16 protein-coding genes and 2 tRNA genes are annotated in these 14,093 nt (G+C 57.1%); 7 read left to right on the top strand and 11 right to left on the bottom strand.

Annotated features, from left to right (window positions below; all coding sequences use genetic code 11):
* Positions 1-4: 4 nt before the first annotated feature.
* Complete coding sequence (locus GQS_RS10210; RefSeq protein ID WP_014013616.1) at positions 5-664, top strand: ScpA family protein; 660 nt, start codon at positions 5-7, stop codon at positions 662-664.
* Here GQS_RS10210 and GQS_RS10215 read toward each other — a convergent pair.
* Positions 661-1,092, bottom strand: a complete 432-nt coding sequence (locus GQS_RS10215; RefSeq protein ID WP_014013617.1) for a hypothetical protein — start codon at positions 1,090-1,092, stop codon at positions 661-663. The genes GQS_RS10210 and GQS_RS10215 overlap by 4 nt on opposite strands.
* 97 nt (positions 1,093-1,189) lie before the next feature.
* On the opposite strand from GQS_RS10215, the gene GQS_RS10220 reads away from it, so the two are divergent.
* Both GQS_RS10220 and GQS_RS10225 read left to right on the top strand, forming a co-directional pair.
* Positions 1,190-1,489: a DUF5658 family protein gene (locus tag GQS_RS10220; RefSeq protein WP_014013618.1), complete on the top strand. Its 300-nt coding sequence runs from the start codon at positions 1,190-1,192 to the stop codon at positions 1,487-1,489.
* A gap of 59 nt (positions 1,490-1,548) precedes the next feature.
* On the top strand, positions 1,549-3,885 hold the full coding sequence (locus GQS_RS10225; protein WP_014013619.1) for a DEAD/DEAH box helicase: 2,337 nt from the start codon (positions 1,549-1,551) through the stop codon (positions 3,883-3,885).
* Here the strand turns inward: GQS_RS10225 and GQS_RS10230 are convergent.
* Positions 3,870-4,586, bottom strand: a complete 717-nt coding sequence (locus GQS_RS10230; RefSeq protein WP_014013620.1) for a hypothetical protein — start codon at positions 4,584-4,586, stop codon at positions 3,870-3,872. The genes GQS_RS10225 and GQS_RS10230 overlap by 16 nt on opposite strands.
* Before the next feature lie 297 nt (positions 4,587-4,883).
* A tRNA-Leu gene (locus GQS_RS10235) sits at positions 4,884-4,971 on the bottom strand.
* Between the two features lie 111 nt (positions 4,972-5,082).
* On the opposite strand from GQS_RS10235, the gene GQS_RS10240 reads away from it, so the two are divergent.
* The 3 genes from GQS_RS10240 to GQS_RS10250 all read left to right on the top strand — a co-directional run bounded on the left by GQS_RS10240 (position 5,083) and on the right by GQS_RS10250 (position 6,983).
* Positions 5,083-5,160, top strand: a tRNA-Lys gene (locus GQS_RS10240).
* Positions 5,161-5,231: 71 nt separating this feature from the next.
* A complete protein-coding gene (locus GQS_RS10245; protein WP_083818289.1) occupies positions 5,232-6,491 on the top strand; it encodes a DEAD/DEAH box helicase in 1,260 nt (419 codons plus the stop codon).
* A gap of 252 nt (positions 6,492-6,743) precedes the next feature.
* Entirely contained in the window at positions 6,744-6,983 is a 240-nt protein-coding gene (locus GQS_RS10250) for a hypothetical protein (protein WP_014013622.1), read from the top strand.
* 3 nt (positions 6,984-6,986) lie between these two features.
* Here the strand turns inward: GQS_RS10250 and GQS_RS10255 are convergent, their stop codons facing one another.
* Both GQS_RS10255 and GQS_RS10260 read right to left on the bottom strand, forming a co-directional pair.
* The gene (locus GQS_RS10255) at positions 6,987-7,748 is read right to left on the bottom strand and encodes a geranylgeranylglyceryl/heptaprenylglyceryl phosphate synthase (RefSeq protein ID WP_014013623.1); all 762 of its coding nucleotides are present in this window, start codon (positions 7,746-7,748) and stop codon (positions 6,987-6,989) included.
* On the bottom strand, positions 7,745-8,188 hold the full coding sequence (locus GQS_RS10260) for a DUF123 domain-containing protein (protein ID WP_014013624.1): 444 nt from the start codon (positions 8,186-8,188) through the stop codon (positions 7,745-7,747). The genes GQS_RS10255 and GQS_RS10260 overlap by 4 nt, the downstream gene beginning before the upstream one ends.
* 62 nt (positions 8,189-8,250) lie before the next feature.
* On the opposite strand from GQS_RS10260, the gene GQS_RS10265 reads away from it, so the two are divergent.
* The gene (locus tag GQS_RS10265) at positions 8,251-8,640 is read left to right on the top strand and encodes a DUF2095 family protein (RefSeq protein WP_014013625.1); all 390 of its coding nucleotides are present in this window, start codon (positions 8,251-8,253) and stop codon (positions 8,638-8,640) included.
* 56 nt (positions 8,641-8,696) lie between these two features.
* On the opposite strand, the gene GQS_RS10270 is transcribed toward GQS_RS10265, so the two are convergent.
* The 6 genes from GQS_RS10270 to GQS_RS10295 form a co-directional block, all read right to left on the bottom strand.
* Positions 8,697-10,208, bottom strand: a complete 1,512-nt coding sequence (locus GQS_RS10270) for an AMP phosphorylase (protein WP_014013626.1) — start codon at positions 10,206-10,208, stop codon at positions 8,697-8,699.
* 123 nt (positions 10,209-10,331) lie between these two features.
* Positions 10,332-10,580, bottom strand: a complete 249-nt coding sequence (locus tag GQS_RS10275) for a hypothetical protein (protein ID WP_014013627.1) — start codon at positions 10,578-10,580, stop codon at positions 10,332-10,334.
* A gap of 89 nt (positions 10,581-10,669) precedes the next feature.
* Positions 10,670-10,918, bottom strand: coding sequence for a hypothetical protein (locus tag GQS_RS10280; protein WP_014013628.1), 249 nt, complete (start codon positions 10,916-10,918; stop codon positions 10,670-10,672).
* A complete protein-coding gene (gene minD, locus GQS_RS10285; RefSeq protein ID WP_014013629.1) occupies positions 10,918-11,697 on the bottom strand; it encodes a cell division ATPase MinD in 780 nt (259 codons plus the stop codon). The genes GQS_RS10280 and minD overlap by 1 nt, the downstream gene beginning before the upstream one ends.
* 174 nt (positions 11,698-11,871) lie before the next feature.
* Positions 11,872-12,717 carry a slipin family protein gene (locus GQS_RS10290; protein WP_014013630.1) on the bottom strand — a complete coding sequence of 282 codons (846 nt, stop codon included), beginning with the start codon at positions 12,715-12,717 and terminating at the stop codon, positions 11,872-11,874.
* Positions 12,718-14,070: a nodulation protein NfeD gene (locus GQS_RS10295; protein ID WP_014013631.1), complete on the bottom strand. Its 1,353-nt coding sequence runs from the start codon at positions 14,068-14,070 to the stop codon at positions 12,718-12,720. It abuts the gene before it with no gap.
* Positions 14,071-14,093 lie beyond the last annotated feature (23 nt).

The raw sequence follows: 14,093 nt of genomic DNA on the forward strand, positions 1-14,093 counted from the left end.
AACCATGGAATCGCGCCGTGAGGAGGAGATAACGCCCGTTGACATTCTCCTCCAGCTCGTCACCATGGGGAAGGTTGACCCCTGGAACATCGACATCGTCGACCTGACCGAGAAGTACATCGAAAGGCTCAGGGAGATGAAGGAGCTCGACCTCCGCGTCTCCGCCAGGGCCATCCTCGCCGCATCCATACTCGTCAGGATGAAGAGCGAGGCCCTGCTCCACGCCGACGAGGAGGAAGAGGAGGAGCACGAGGAGAAGCTCCACGTTGATGTCGAGCCGCTGGCTCCGCCCCTCCGCAGGGTGGAGCGCTACTACACCTTCGACGACCTCCTGGACGCCCTCATGGACGCCCTTGAGGAGGCGGAGAAGAGAAAGCCGCGGAAGAAAAAGAAGGTCGAGATAGAGGAGGAAGTCTTCGTCGTCGATGACTTCCGCGTTGACATCGAGAAGCACGTTTATAGGCTCCATGAGATAGTTGTGGAGATGTACAGGGAGACCAAGGAACCCATAAACTTCTGGGACCTTGTCTTCGACCCGACGCCGAAGATAGTGGCCAGAACCTTCCTCTACCTCCTGTTCCTCTCCAATATGGGGAAGGTGGACCTCATTCAGGAGGAGCCATTTGGGGAGATATTCGTCGTGCCCGTGGAGGAGAGCGCCTAGTCCGCGCACTCCCTCTCGCTTTTCTTCGCCGGCCGCAGGGTTATCGCAAGCAGCGGCGGGGCACTGCCTATGTAAAGGCTCCTCTTCTCCCTGTTGATGTAGAAGCAGTACTCGCCGTCCGGGACGGACTCGAGGAACTTTCTGGGGACGGTCTCTCTGGCGGTTCTGCCGTCGAGAAAGACGCACTCATAGGCTCTGGAGATGCCCCCAACTCGCTCTTTTATTTCATCGAGCGGAAGTCTCTCGCAGTCGAGCCTGGAGCAGACCAGACTCTTTCTCCCGTCCGTGAAGATTATGATCCTCTCGTTTACGTCAATCCTCCACGAACGGTCGATGAAGGCCCACAGCTCGGAGTAGATGCGCTCGAGCTTCCTCCTCTTTGCCAGCCTCTTGACGAGTCTCTCCTTCGCGTGCCTCGTGAGGAGCATGGTGGCCGGTGGGGCGAACCGCTTAAATCGTTTGTGCATGCCGGTTTCAGGGGACAGGCTTTTAAGAACCTGCGCGTATCTCAATGCGGCGGTTCCAATGCGCCCCCTGTGGTACGTGATTGCCTTCGTGGTCCTCTCCGCGCTGGACGCCATAACGACATGGGTGGGTGCAGACCGGGGCCTTGCCGAGGCAAATCCTCTGATCGCGGCCAGACTTTCACTCCCCGCTTTGTTCTTCGGTGGATACGCTGTTTTTACCCTCCTTGGAGTTCTGCTGCTGGTCGTGGTCTTCAGGCTCTCCCGATTTATATCCCCACTGCGCTACTTCCCGCCGATTTTCGTTCTCCTCAAGGCGCTCCCCGTCTTCAGCAACATCATACTCCTGCTGGGCACGTGAAGGTTGAACCGTCCCCATCTCGAGGGAAAGCTTTTATTCGCTCCCTCCAAGCTTAAACCATGTACCTTCGCCGAGACCTCATCGAGCCCCGCGTTTACCAAGAGGTAATCTACGCCCGCTGTAAAGAGACCAGCTGCCTCGTCGTTCTCCCGACGGGGCTGGGAAAGACGCTGATAGCGATGCTCATAGCCGATTACCGGCTCTCCAGGTACGGCGGCAAGGTCCTCATGCTCGCGCCAACCAAACCTCTGGCCATACAGCACGCGGAGAGCTTTAGGCGCCTCTTCAACCTCCCTCATGAAAGAATAAACGTCCTCACCGGAGAACTCTCCCCCGAAAAGCGCAGACGGGTGTGGGAGGAGAGCACGATCATCACCGCCACCCCTCAGACCGTCGAGAACGATATCCTCACGGGCAGGATTTCGCTGGAGGACGTTTCCCTTCTGGTAATCGACGAGGCCCACAGGGCCGTTGGCGGTTACTCGTACGTTTTCATCGCCAGGGAGTACCTCAAAACCGCCAGGCACCCACTGGTTCTCGGCTTGACCGCATCCCCGGGGAGCGACGCCGATAAGATCCGCGAGATAGTGGAAAACCTCGGCATCGAGCACGTTGAGGTGAGAACCGAGGCTTCCCCAGACGTTAAACCCTACGTCCAGAGCATCGCCTTTGAGTGGGTGAAGGTCGAGCTGCCCGAGATATACAAGGAGGTCAGAAAACTCCTCCGCGAGATGCTGAAGGAGAGTCTCAAGCCCCTCGCCCAGTTCAAGCTCGTTTCGACTTACTCCCCCGATATCTCAAAGAGGGAAGTGCTTCAGGCGGGGTCAAAGATCAACCAGGAGGTCGCGAGGGGCAACTATGAGATCGGCCGCCTCAGACTCCACCAGGCCAAGGCCGTCAAGCTCCAGCATGCGATCGAGCTCCTCGAGACCCAGGGGTTAACGGCCCTGCGCACCTACCTCAAGAAGCTCCGGGAGGATAAGCGGGCGAAGTCGAGCAAGCAGCTCATGGAAGACCCGCGCATGAGAAAGGTGGTTTACCTCCTCGTTCAGGCGAAGGAGAGCGGGGTGGACCATCCGAAGATGGAGCGGCTGAAGGAGCTCGTCAAAAGGCAGCTCGAAAGAAAGCCGGACTCCAAGGTGATCGTCTTCACCAACTACCGTGACACGGGGAGGAGAATAGTGGAGGAACTGGAGGCGATGGGCATCGCGGCCGAGAGGTTCATCGGCCAGGCTAGCAGGGGGAAGGACAAGGGCATGAGCCAGAAGAAGCAGAAGGAAGTCCTCGACCGCTTTTCCCGCGCCGAGTTCAACGTCCTCGTCGCCACAAGCGTTGGCGAGGAAGGACTGGACGTTCCGGAGGTGGACCTGGTCGTCTTCTACGAGCCGGTGCCTTCAGCCATAAGGAGCATTCAGAGGCGCGGCAGGACCGGCAGGCACAGGCAGGGGAAGGTTGTAATTCTGATGGCCCGGGGGACGAGGGACGAGGCCTACTACTGGAGCTCGAAGCGAAAGGAGAAGGGTATGTTCGACGCAATAAGGGCCATAGCGAGGGAGCTCGAAAGGGCCCGCCCCAGGGGGCGGTCGGAACCCGCTGAAATCGTTGAAAAAACACCGGAGCGTGCCGGGATGAGCAGGGGAAAGATAACTTCCCTTGATGCGTTTCTGAAGCCCAAGGGTGCCCCGAAAACTGAGGAGAAATCCGGGGCTTCCGAAAAGCCTCCGAAGAAAGGGGTTTTCGTAAAGAAACCGAAGACCATAGTGGTCTACGCCGACAGCCGCGAGCTGAGGAGCGGGGTGCCGAAGCACCTCCGCGAGCTTGGAGCAGATGTTGAGGTCAGGACGCTCGACGTTGCCGACTATGTGGTGAGTGAGGACGTCGGCATAGAGCGCAAGAGCGCCAACGACTTCATCCAGTCGATCATCGACGGCAGGCTCTTTGATCAGGTTGAGAGGCTCAAGAGGGCCTACGAGAAGCCGGTCATAATCATCGAGGGCGAGCTTTACGGGGTAAGGAACATCCATCCCAACGCCATCAGGGGGGCCATAGCGGCGGTGACCCTCGACTGGGGGGTGCCCATTCTTTTCTCCTCCGGAACCGAGGAGACGGCGCAGTTCATATACCTGATGGCAAAGCGCGAGCAGGAGGAGAGAAAGAAGGAGGTCCGCCTCAGGAGCGAGAAGAAGGCCCTAACGCTGGCCGAGAGGCAGCGCCTGATAGTTGAGGGCCTGCCCAACGTCTCCGCGACCCTCGCCAAGCGCCTCCTCGCGCACTTCGGCAACGTTGAGCAGGTTTTCACTGCAACTGAGGAGGAGCTGAAGGAGGTCGAGGGAATAGGGCCTAAGAAGGCGAGGGAGATAAGGAAGGTGATAACCGCACCCTACGTGGAGGAATAGTCCCTCAGCAGCAGGTAGCTGTCCCCATCGATGACGACTTCTATTTGTGGTGGGTGATCAAGGGAGCCGTCGGTCTCGAAGGCCAGGACCACGTAGTTGTCCCTTTTCATGCTGGAGAACCTCACGCGGAGCACGTCTCCGGTCAGAATGTCTCCCGTTCCCCCGTAGTACTCGAGCTTCCATTCCCCCGGCGCGGTGAGCCGGAGCTCCTCAACGCTGTTCATTCCCCCGAAGTCGTAGAGGCTCACGAAGATGACGGCCCATTTAGGGGTTATTATCCCTGCGCCATCTACCCTCTGGCTCATGTCCTGAGCCGGGCTTGCGAACTCGAAATCCGGGGGCGTTTCGTTGGAGATGGCGAATCGGCCGTAGAGGAGGTTGTCATTGGTGAAAACGTATGAAAGCCCGATGAATTCCTTTCTCCCCGGAACGTCGCGGTACATCTCCCTGAATAGCTCGAGGGGGTAGTTTGGGCTGCGCTGCTCTAGATATGCTCTCTCCGCCGCCCTGGCGGTGGCCTCCCCGCCGGTGGTGGGGCTGGCCCTCACCAGGTATCCCGTCAGGATTCCGTGATTGACTACGGGACAGGTGCGGATATCACCGGAGGTGCCGTCGTGGACGGCGAGAGCGTAGGAGAGAACCGCCCCGATCGCGATTCCCACGAAAATCCCAACCACCAGCTCTCGGGAGATTCCTTTCATCAAAGTCACCGATGGATTTTACGCACTGAAGGTTTAAATATGTTTGGCCCGTGCGTTCTCTGGTTTTGGGTTCATCATCAAAAATTCGCCGAGTGTAGTTCTGACCTGACATCCCCAAAGAAGTCCAATCAACCTAAACTGTGCCACAGAGTTTGCCTCTTAGTGTTCTCGGCGTTGTTTCGAGCGGTACAACCTCCAGAAAGGCCTGGTTGGAATTCTGATGTGGAGAAATCACCAGAAATTACATTTTGGAAAAGCATCACCGACCTCAATGAAGCTTTTCGGAAGAAACGTTTCTGGTGCGGGGGCGGGGATTTGAACCCCGGAACCCCTACGGGACGGGACCCTCAATCCCGCGCCTTTGACCAGGCTTGGCAACCCCCGCGTCGCCAAACTATAAGGCTCGTGGAGCCTTTATAAATTTTTCTGTTCCCTCATGCCCGGCCGCCGACCGAAAAATTTATAAAGCCACCTCCCGTCTATGGTTTCGGGTTGAGGGCCGGTAGCTCAGCATGGTTAGAGCGCGGGACTCTTAATCCCGTGGTCGGGGGTTCGAATCCCCCCCGGCCCGCCAGACCGCGTTTCTTCTCGACGCGTTCCGTTTGAGAAGGGATGCGTTTGAGTAACGTATAAGGAGTTAGAAAAATGAGTTTTGAAAGCTTGGGCTTATCGGAGGCCACGTTAGTGGCCGTCAGGCAGAAGGGCTTCTCAAGTCCGACGGATATTCAGAGGGAGGTAATCCCGCGCCTTCTATCGGGCGACGTCGATATAATCGGCCAGTCCCAGACGGGGACGGGAAAAACAGCGGCATTTGCGCTCCCGATAATCGAGGCTATCGATCCGAAGATAAAAGCCGTTCAGGCGATAATACTCACGCCCACGAGGGAGCTTGCCCTCCAGGTGTCGGATGAAATCAAGAGCCTCCGCGGGAGGAAGAGGGTTTACGTCTACGCGGTCTACGGCGGCCAGCCGATAGGGCCGCAGATAAGGGCCCTTGAGAGGGGAACCCACGTTGTAGTCGGAACCCCCGGCAGGGTTCTCGACCACATAAGGCGCGGGACCCTCGACCTGAGCTCCGTGAAGTTCTTCATCCTCGATGAGGCCGACAGGATGCTCGACATGGGATTCATAGACGACATAGAGGCGATTTTCAGGGAGACGCCGAGAAAGAAGCGTGTGCTGATGTTCTCCGCCACGATGCCGCCGGAGATAAAGAGGCTCGCGAGGCGCTACATGGGTGACTACGAGGTGGTAAGCGTCAGCAGCGACGAGCTCGTCCCCGAGATGGTGGATCAGGAGTACGTGGAAGTCGTTCCGGCGAGGAAGCTCACGATGCTCAGGAAAATACTCGACGGCACCGGGGACTTCTACGGCATAGTCTTCTGCGCCACCAAGAGGGAAACAAGGGAGCTGAGCGAGAAGCTCAGGAGGGCCGGTTACAGCGCCGAGGCACTCAACGGCGACATGAGCCAGGCCGCGCGCGAGAGAACCTTCTGGCGCTTCAAGACCAAGAGAACGAGGATTCTAGTGGCAACCGATGTCGCCGCCAGGGGCCTCGACGTGCAGGACATAAACTACGTCGTGAACTACTCCCTGCCCATGACGGCCGAGGACTACGTCCACAGGATAGGCAGAACCGGCAGGATGGGCAAGAAAGGAAGGGCGGTGACCTTCATAATGCCCGGCGAGTTCAGGAGGCTCCGCTACATCGCCCAGACCGCGGGCGTTGAGATACGCAAGTCCGAGCTGAGCGAGGAGATTCCGCGCGAGTACCGCGAGAGGTATGAGAGGGAGAACCGGAGGAGCTACTCCCGGAACTCAAGACGCAGTAACGGCGGAAAACGGGGAAGGAGAGACTACTCGGGAGGTTATTCAAGAACCAGCGGCTCCCGAGGGAAGTGGTGATTCCTTTTTCCTATTATGAGTGTGCCCCCGGGGAGCGAAGGGAAATCATCGCTCGCCGAGGCGCTCATCCCCCGCGGTTTCCCGGGGGCATTTTCTGTTCTGCATGCAGAACTTAAACTTTATCCGTGGACGTTCCGCTCGCGTTGCCTCCCGGGTTATAACTGCCAGGACTATTTTTATACCCGCCCGATAATTCCCGTTCATGAAAAGGGTTATATAGGCCTTCTTTCATAAAATAGAGCGGTGATATGCATGCAAATTGTTGAACTCGACATAAAATTGCCCTACGAAGGAAGGGGAAAGATTCTGAGCCGTTTGTATGGCAAGGTTAGGGGCAGGATTCGCGACATTCACTTCTTCCCGCCCGATGCAGAGGGCATAAGCGAAATCAAGATGGAAGTGGTCGAGGACAACGCTCCAAAGCTTCTCTCCGACCTCAAAAAGATAGTCAGGAACGGAAAGATAACGTTCAAGGTTCTCTCAGAGGTCTGAGCCTCATCCCTTTATTCCCCTGTTCAGCTCCACCAGCTTTTCCCGGGCTTTCTCCAGAGAGCCGGCCTTTTCTATCGCGGTCCCCGTGACGATTATGTCAGCGCCGGCCCTCACGGCCGCCCGCGCCTGCTCCGCATTCCTTATGCCGCCGCCGACGATGAGCGGAACGTCTATGACGCGCTTCACGAGCGCTATCATCTCGGGGGGAACGGGCTGCGGCGCCCCGCTTCCTGCCTCGAGGTACACCAGGCGCATTCCGAGGTACTGGCCCGCCAGGGCGTAGGCCGCGGCGATCTTGGGCTTGTGGCGCGGGATGGGCTTGGCATCGCCGACCCAGCCGACGGTCTCCCCGGGCTCGACTATGAGGTACGCCATTGGTATCGGTTCTATGCCGTAGCGCTTGACCGTGAACGCCCCCAGGGCCTGGGAGCCGGTTATGAAGAATGGGTTGGTCGAATTGAGAAGGCTCATGAAGAATATTGAATCTGCGTATTTGCTTATTCCTCCGTGGGAGCCGGGGAACAGTATCGTCGGCAGGCTTGAGGATTCTTTTATCGCCCGCACGACGTCATCGAGGACGTCCCCCTCCGCCCCCGTCGAGCCGCCTATCATTATCGCGTCTACCCCTATCTCCTCGCCCATCTCGGCTATTTTGGCGGCTTCCTCGGGCGTCACGTCATCGGGATCAAGGAGAACGAAGTGAAGCTTTTCGGTCTCAATCTTCTCGTGAATGTACGTCTCGACCTTTCCGAGCTGGAGTCTCATTTTCTCCCACCGAACTCTATAACTTCCTCCCTGCTTTTAACCCTTTTCCACTCCAGCCCGAGTTCGCTTAGAATGGCGGTGAGAGTCTCATCCGGTTCCCCTTCGAAGCGGTAGAGGTTGGTGCTGACCCTGACGTCCCCCGCGCCGAATCCCTCGACGGGCTCCCCGTACTTTGCCACCTCCAGCGAGAGCTTTTCCTCCAGCCGCTCCTCACTGGGAATGAGGTACGCCCTTAGGAGCTGGGCATCCTTCAGGAGGAAGTCTATATGCCAGTGGAGCCTCTTGTGCTCGCTGAAATGTCTGGCAACGCGTTTTTCAAGGGAGTTCATCGCCGAGCCGACGTACACGTAGTGGCCCCTCCTTAGACGGAACTCCCGCCCCTTGGTTTTGATGGTTTTATCGTTCTCCAGCAGGATTACGAGGAGGTATGACCCTCTCATGAGGGGAGGATTCTACTCAGTATTTATAAACCCCTAGCCCCAAACCGAGTCTGGTGTGAAGAATGGACGAAAAGAAAAAGAAGAAACCTGCAGACGACTTCGCCTGGCAGGAGTATGAGAGGGAGGAGTTTGAACAGACCTTCCCGGCCCTTGCGAGGGAGCTCGAGGGGAAGGGCGTTCCGATAGAGGCCTACCGCACCGACGAGGAGGAAGACTCCACAGAACGGGAGGAAATGGACTTCTCCGGCTACAATCCCACGGTTATCGATTTCCTCAGAAGATGCAGCACTGATGACGAGGCGCTTGAGATAATAAACTGGATGGAGGAGCGCGGTGAGATAACCCACGAGATGGCCAAGGAGCTCAGAATAACCCTGGTCGAGAAGGGGGTCAGGGCCTTCGGTTCCAAGAAGGAGTGGGGCTGGTACGAGAGGCACAGGAAGCGGGAGTAGAGCCATTTCCACCCTTTGATTCCTCATTAAATTTGAAAAGAAGAGAAAAGCACAGTTCAGATGTTGCCTATCCTCTGAAGGACCATCCCTTCTATTCTTATGGGCTCTGTCCTCCTTGCAAAGACTATCGCCTGGTCGAGCCTGGCCTCGCTCTCCGCGTGGATCGTGAAGAGCGGGTCGCCCTCCTTGACCTTCTCCCCAACCTTGACGTACAGCTCGATTCCCGCGCCTTTGTCCTCCGGCGCCCCGGCGGCCCTGGCTATTCCCGTGATGGCCTTGTTGTCTATGGCGGTGATGTAGCCGCTCGTCGGTGCGGTGAATGTGTAGGTCTTGTCGCCAACAGGGATGTCCTCCGGCTTGATGTCCGGGTTGCCTCCCTGCTCCTCTATTATCTCGCGCATCTTCTGGTATGCCTTTCCGCTCTCGAGTATCTCGCGCGCCATCTTCTTGCCCATTCCGGCCGGTGCAACACCGCCCATCTCCAGCAGGACTCCGGCGAGCCCGGTGGCCTTCTCTATAAGACTGCCCGGACCGGTGCCGGCCATGAGGGCCTGGAGGGCCTCCCTCGCCTCGAGGGCCGGGCCGACGGTGTGTCCAATCGGCTGGCCGCCGTAGGTTATGGCCACCTCGACGTACTGACCGAGCCTCTTGCCCAGCTCAATGAAGTCCCTCGCCAGGGCCCTGGCCTGGTCCACACTCTCGACCTTGACGCCCTTGCCGGTGGGAATGTCGATGAGGACGTACTGGCTACCCATGGCGTACTTCTTTGACATTATGCTGGCCAGCATCAGGCCGGTCGGGTCGATGCTGAGGGCGCGCTCAGATTTGATGGTTATGTCGTCGGCCGGGGCGAGGTTAAGCGCTCCTCCCCAGACCATACAGGCCCCTATCTTCTCCACGATGCGCTTTATCTCATCGAGGGAGAAGCTGACGTCCGCAAAGACCTCCACGACGTCCGCCGTTCCGGCCGCGCTGGTTATTGCACGGGAACTGGTCTTGGGGATGGTGAGGCCGGCGGCGGCAACGATGGGCACGACGAGGATGTTTGTCTTGTTGCCGGGGACGCCTCCAATGCTGTGGACGTCCATTATCGGCTTTCTGTCTATGTCGAGCATGTCGCCCGTCTCGGCCATTGCTATCGTCAGGGCGGCTATCTCGTCCATATCGAGGCCGTTTATCTCAAGCGAGGTGACGAATGAGCTTATCTCAATGTCGCGGAGCTTCCTGTCAACGATGTCCTTGATTATCGTCTCTATCTCCACCTTCCGGAGCTTTCCTCCGTTCATCTTCTTCTTTATGTAGCGGACGCTCTCTGGTGTGCCGCTCGGGATGACAGTAACGGTCTCACCCTCGGAGAAGCTGTGGAGCTGAAGGATGTCCCTGCTTATTCCAATCTCTCCCTCCCTGACAAGACCGCTTATGACCACGCTGCCGTAAACCGTCTTCTTGCCCGCCTCAAGCTTTACAAGATCATCCGGGTGAAGCTTGGCCCTCATGGCCTCCTTCTCGTTTATGAAAACCGAGTACCTCCCGCTGTACACATCCAGTATCCTGACCTTAGCCTTCACTTCCGTTCCCTCCTGTGAGTTTAGTTCCCAGTATTGTGCAGAAGAATACTTAAACCTTTTCAACTGATGTGCGGGAAAAACGTTCTTAAAGGTGGGACTGGCCTTGCAGGATAAATGTAAAAATCATCTGCTGAGGCCGTGAAGCTGCCCTATAACCCCGTGGTACTCGCCCTTCATCTCGCCCGTTCTGAGAAGAACCGCAACTATGTCCCGCGCGATCTCCCTGACCGCTGGGGGCAGAAGTCCATCGCCCCTCAGGTAGTAGCTCACAACCTCGCTCAGGGGGGCGCTCACGAGTCTGCCCCTGAAGACCCGGACGGTCCTATCATCAACCTCGACTATCCTGTCTGGATAGCCGAGCCGGACCTTCATAAGAGCTCACCCCCATTTTAAAGTTAACAGAACAGACCTTTTAAAATTTAACGCCTCAAAAATGTTTAATAACAAAATGGTTAAAAAGCTCAGAGGTTCCTGACTTCCTCGTCTATGGACTCTTCGAGGGTCTTCTCCCACTCATCGACGTCAAAGTCAACGAGCTCGCTCTCGAGATCCTCCTTGAGGCTTGAGACGCGTCTCTTCAGGGCGCTCTTGGTTTCTTCGTCGTAGACGACGTAGTAAGGGTTGCTTTTGGCCGAGTAGTAGAGCATCAGCAGGATTATGTTGAGGATGATGAGGATGATCACGATTCCGTACACGAGTGCGTCGGCCATCACTTCTTCCCCCCGAAGAGTGCTTTGAAGACCCTCTTGATGGGGCTCTCAGGCTCCGGTGCCTGCCACTTGATTCCCGCGAGCTTGGCCGCGAGCTGCTTAATGGCTATTGCCGATGGGCTAGTCGGGTTCTTGATTACCAGGGGGACACCGTAGGCGCTTGCGCGCTTGACTTCGGGGTCCTCGGGTATCACTGCCAGGACAGGGACCTCGAGGATGGCCTCGATCTCCTCCTGGGTGAGCTCGGTCTTCTCGTTGGTGACCCTGTTGAGTATGGCTCCGAGGGGAAGCGTTCCGAGCTTCTCCGCTATGAGCTTGGTTTTGAGGGAGTCCGTGATGGCGGATATCTCGGGGTTGGTAACGATTATGAGCTCCTTACCAATGAGGAGTGCCGTAACGGATGTCATCTCGAGACCAGCGGGGGCATCGATGAGGACGAAATCCGCCATCTGGCCTATCTCCCTGATGAGCTGCCTGAGCTTTTCCGGCTTAGCCTTCTTTATCTTCTCCAGGCTCAGTCCTCCCGGTATGACCTTGACTCCCGCTGGACCCTCGTAGATGGCGTCCTTGAGGTCCGCCTCGCCCGCAAGAACGTCGTGGAGGGTTATTGGAATGTCCTCCATTCCAAGGACGAGGCTCAGGTTCGCCATCGTGATGTCCGCGTCCAGCAGAATGACCTCCTTTCCAAACTGAGCCAGAGCGACACCCAGGTTTGCAACCGTCGTTGTTTTACCAGTTCCACCTTTTCCAGATGCAAAAACAATTGAACGGCCTTCCAAAGTTAACACCTCCGGTGCTAAGCGGTAACCGCCCTTTTTCTGTAATAATCCCTGAGGCCTTCGATTTTATACGGAGTATCCAGTTTGCGTGTATGAACTATGCAGGCAATGCTTTTATTTTTTGCGGTTCATCTAGAAACGCGGGAAAAAGATAGAAGAAAAACTATTCGTATTTCACTCCTCCCCGGCCTTTGCCCTGGCCTCGGCCTCCAGCTTCTCCTGGACTTCCTTTTCAAGCTTTACCCTGGCCATCTCCGCGGTGTCCGCCAGGCTCCTGAAGAGCTTGAGCATCTCCATCGGGAGCGGCAGGATGATCACGTTGCTCTTGTCGCTGGCAACATCGCTTATGGTCTGGAGCGTCCTGAGCTGAAGGGCCATCGGGTGCTGGGACACTATCTCGGCGGCGTCGCGGAGCTTCTCGGCGGCCTGGCGCTCCGCCTCTGCCAGGGTTATCCTGGCCCTCCTCTCACGCTCTGCCTCGGCCTGCCTGGCCATGGCCCTCTGCATGCCGCTCGGCAGCTCAACGTCCTTGATCTCAACCGTGCTGACCTTTATTCCCCACGGGTCGGTGGCCTCGTCGATGATCTTCTGGAGCTGAAGGTTGAGCTTCTCCCTCTCGCTCAGCAGCTCGTCGAGGTGTGCCTGGCCGATGACGCTCCTCAGGGTCGTTTGGGCGATCTGGCTGGTGGCCATTATGTAGTTCGCCACCTGGGTAACCGCCTTGACGGGATCAACCACGCGGAAGTAAACGACCGCGTTGACCCTTACTGGAACGTTGTCCTTGGTTATGGTCTCCTGCACCGGCACGTCGAGGACGCGCGTACGGAGGTCCACTATGACTGCCTTCTCGAATATCGGGATGATGAAGAACAGTCCGGGACCCCTTGCTCCCACGACCCTACCGAGGCGGAATATAACCGCCCTCTCGTACTCCTTGACTATCTTTATCGCCGTCGCCAGTATAATCAAAACAAACAACAAAACAATCGAAATAACCACGGTACTTGCCGTTATGGCCATTCATTCTCCCTCCTTTACTCCCCCAACTTTTTCGACGATGAGGGTTAATCCCCTGACTTCAACAACTTTGGCCTTCTCCCCGACTGGAATCCTGCTTCCATCCCTGCTCTCCGCTTTCCAGAGCTCGCCGTGAAGCTTGATGACGCCCTCAGGATCGACGTCTTCCACGACCTTTCCGACTTCCCCGATGAGCTCCTCCTTTCCTGCCTCAGGTTTTTTCCTGTGGGCCCTGACCACGGTGGCCGCACCGAAGAGGAAGAACAGCCCGAGCAGTATTGCCATTACCAGTATCGCTATACGCAGTACTGAGTATGTCTCACTTGTCACCAAGTACTCACCTCCAGCTCCGGTTCCGCTGAAGAGCAGAACCCCCCCTATGACGAAGGTCACAACCCCCGCGACTGTGAACAGGCCGAAGGTCGGCGTCAGAGCCTCGGCTATGAAGAATATCATCGCCAGAACTATGAGTATCAGGCCTGCGCTGCGGTATCCGAAGTAGCCCAGTCCGATGAGGCCGAGCACCAGGAGTATTGCCCCTATGGTTTCCGGCACGTGCCAGCCGGGGGTTAAAAAGCCGAATATCAGCCCTATGAAGCCTATGTTCAGAAGGAGGTACGCCACGGTTGGGTCGGTTATGTACTTCACGACCGTGTCCCTGAAGGATGGCTCAAGGTAAACCACGTCTGCGTTTTTGATGTGCAGCACTACCTTCCCCCTGCCTTTGACAGGCATCTTTGTCTCCATACCGTCGGCTTTCTGGAGCAGGTCGTCAAGGTCGGTCGCTATAACCTCAATGACTCCGTACTTCATGGCCTCATCGGGGGTTACGCTCCTGTCCTCGGTTATAAACTCCGCCGCGAGCGTCTCGTTCCTGCCGCTCATCCGGGCCAGCTCGCGGAGGTAGGCCACGTAGAAGTTGGTTATCTTCGGCGGCGCCTCCACTATGCTCCCGTTCTGTCCGTAGCCTAGTATCGGTCGGCAGGCCCCTATCACGGTCCCCGGGGCCATTGCGATGAGGTGAGAACTCAGGGCGATGTACGTTCCCGCGGATGCTGCCATTCCGCCCGAGGGGTAGACGTAGATGATAACCGGAACCCTGGCGTTCTCGATCCGCGTTACTATCTCCTGCATGGCGTCGGCCCTGCCGCCGGGGGTGTTCAGCTCGATGATTATTGCGGAGGCATTCGCATCCTCTGCCCTGCTTATGTATCTGTCGAACTGGTCGACTGTATAGCCGGTTATCATTCCATCGACCTTTGCAACGTAAACCGTGTTCCTCTGTGCGTGCACTCCCGGCTGAAGAACGAGCACTACGAAGAGCACCAGCGCCGCCAGCGCAACCTTGGGTCGCATACCTACCCCCTGATATCAGTACT

It is taken from the genome of Thermococcus sp. 4557 (genome assembly GCF_000221185.1).
Taxonomy (GTDB): domain Archaea; phylum Methanobacteriota_B; class Thermococci; order Thermococcales; family Thermococcaceae; genus Thermococcus.

What these genes read in the sequence shown, in the direction of transcription:
- GQS_RS10280 (WP_014013628.1), bottom strand. Translation starts at nt 10,918, where the DNA reads ATGGCCGACGCACTCGTGTACGGAATCGTGATCATCCTCATCATCCTC.
- GQS_RS10250 (WP_014013622.1), top strand. Translation starts at nt 6,744, where the DNA reads ATGCAAATTGTTGAACTCGACATAAAATTGCCCTACGAAGGAAGGGGA.
- GQS_RS10230 (WP_014013620.1), bottom strand. Translation starts at nt 4,586, where the DNA reads ATGAAAGGAATCTCCCGAGAGCTGGTGGTTGGGATTTTCGTGGGAATC.
- GQS_RS10265 (WP_014013625.1), top strand. Translation starts at nt 8,251, where the DNA reads ATGGACGAAAAGAAAAAGAAGAAACCTGCAGACGACTTCGCCTGGCAG.
- GQS_RS10290 (WP_014013630.1), bottom strand. Translation starts at nt 12,717, where the DNA reads ATGGCCATAACGGCAAGTACCGTGGTTATTTCGATTGTTTTGTTGTTT.
- GQS_RS10295 (WP_014013631.1), bottom strand. Translation starts at nt 14,070, where the DNA reads ATGCGACCCAAGGTTGCGCTGGCGGCGCTGGTGCTCTTCGTAGTGCTC.
- GQS_RS10225 (WP_014013619.1), top strand. Translation starts at nt 1,549, where the DNA reads ATGTACCTTCGCCGAGACCTCATCGAGCCCCGCGTTTACCAAGAGGTA.
- GQS_RS10245 (WP_083818289.1), top strand. Translation starts at nt 5,232, where the DNA reads ATGAGTTTTGAAAGCTTGGGCTTATCGGAGGCCACGTTAGTGGCCGTC.
- GQS_RS10260 (WP_014013624.1), bottom strand. Translation starts at nt 8,188, where the DNA reads ATGAGAGGGTCATACCTCCTCGTAATCCTGCTGGAGAACGATAAAACC.
- GQS_RS10220 (WP_014013618.1), top strand. Translation starts at nt 1,190, where the DNA reads ATGCGCCCCCTGTGGTACGTGATTGCCTTCGTGGTCCTCTCCGCGCTG.
- GQS_RS10255 (WP_014013623.1), bottom strand. Translation starts at nt 7,748, where the DNA reads ATGAGACTCCAGCTCGGAAAGGTCGAGACGTACATTCACGAGAAGATT.
- GQS_RS10210 (WP_014013616.1), top strand. Translation starts at nt 5, where the DNA reads ATGGAATCGCGCCGTGAGGAGGAGATAACGCCCGTTGACATTCTCCTC.
- GQS_RS10215 (WP_014013617.1), bottom strand. Translation starts at nt 1,092, where the DNA reads ATGCTCCTCACGAGGCACGCGAAGGAGAGACTCGTCAAGAGGCTGGCA.
- GQS_RS10275 (WP_014013627.1), bottom strand. Translation starts at nt 10,580, where the DNA reads ATGAAGGTCCGGCTCGGCTATCCAGACAGGATAGTCGAGGTTGATGAT.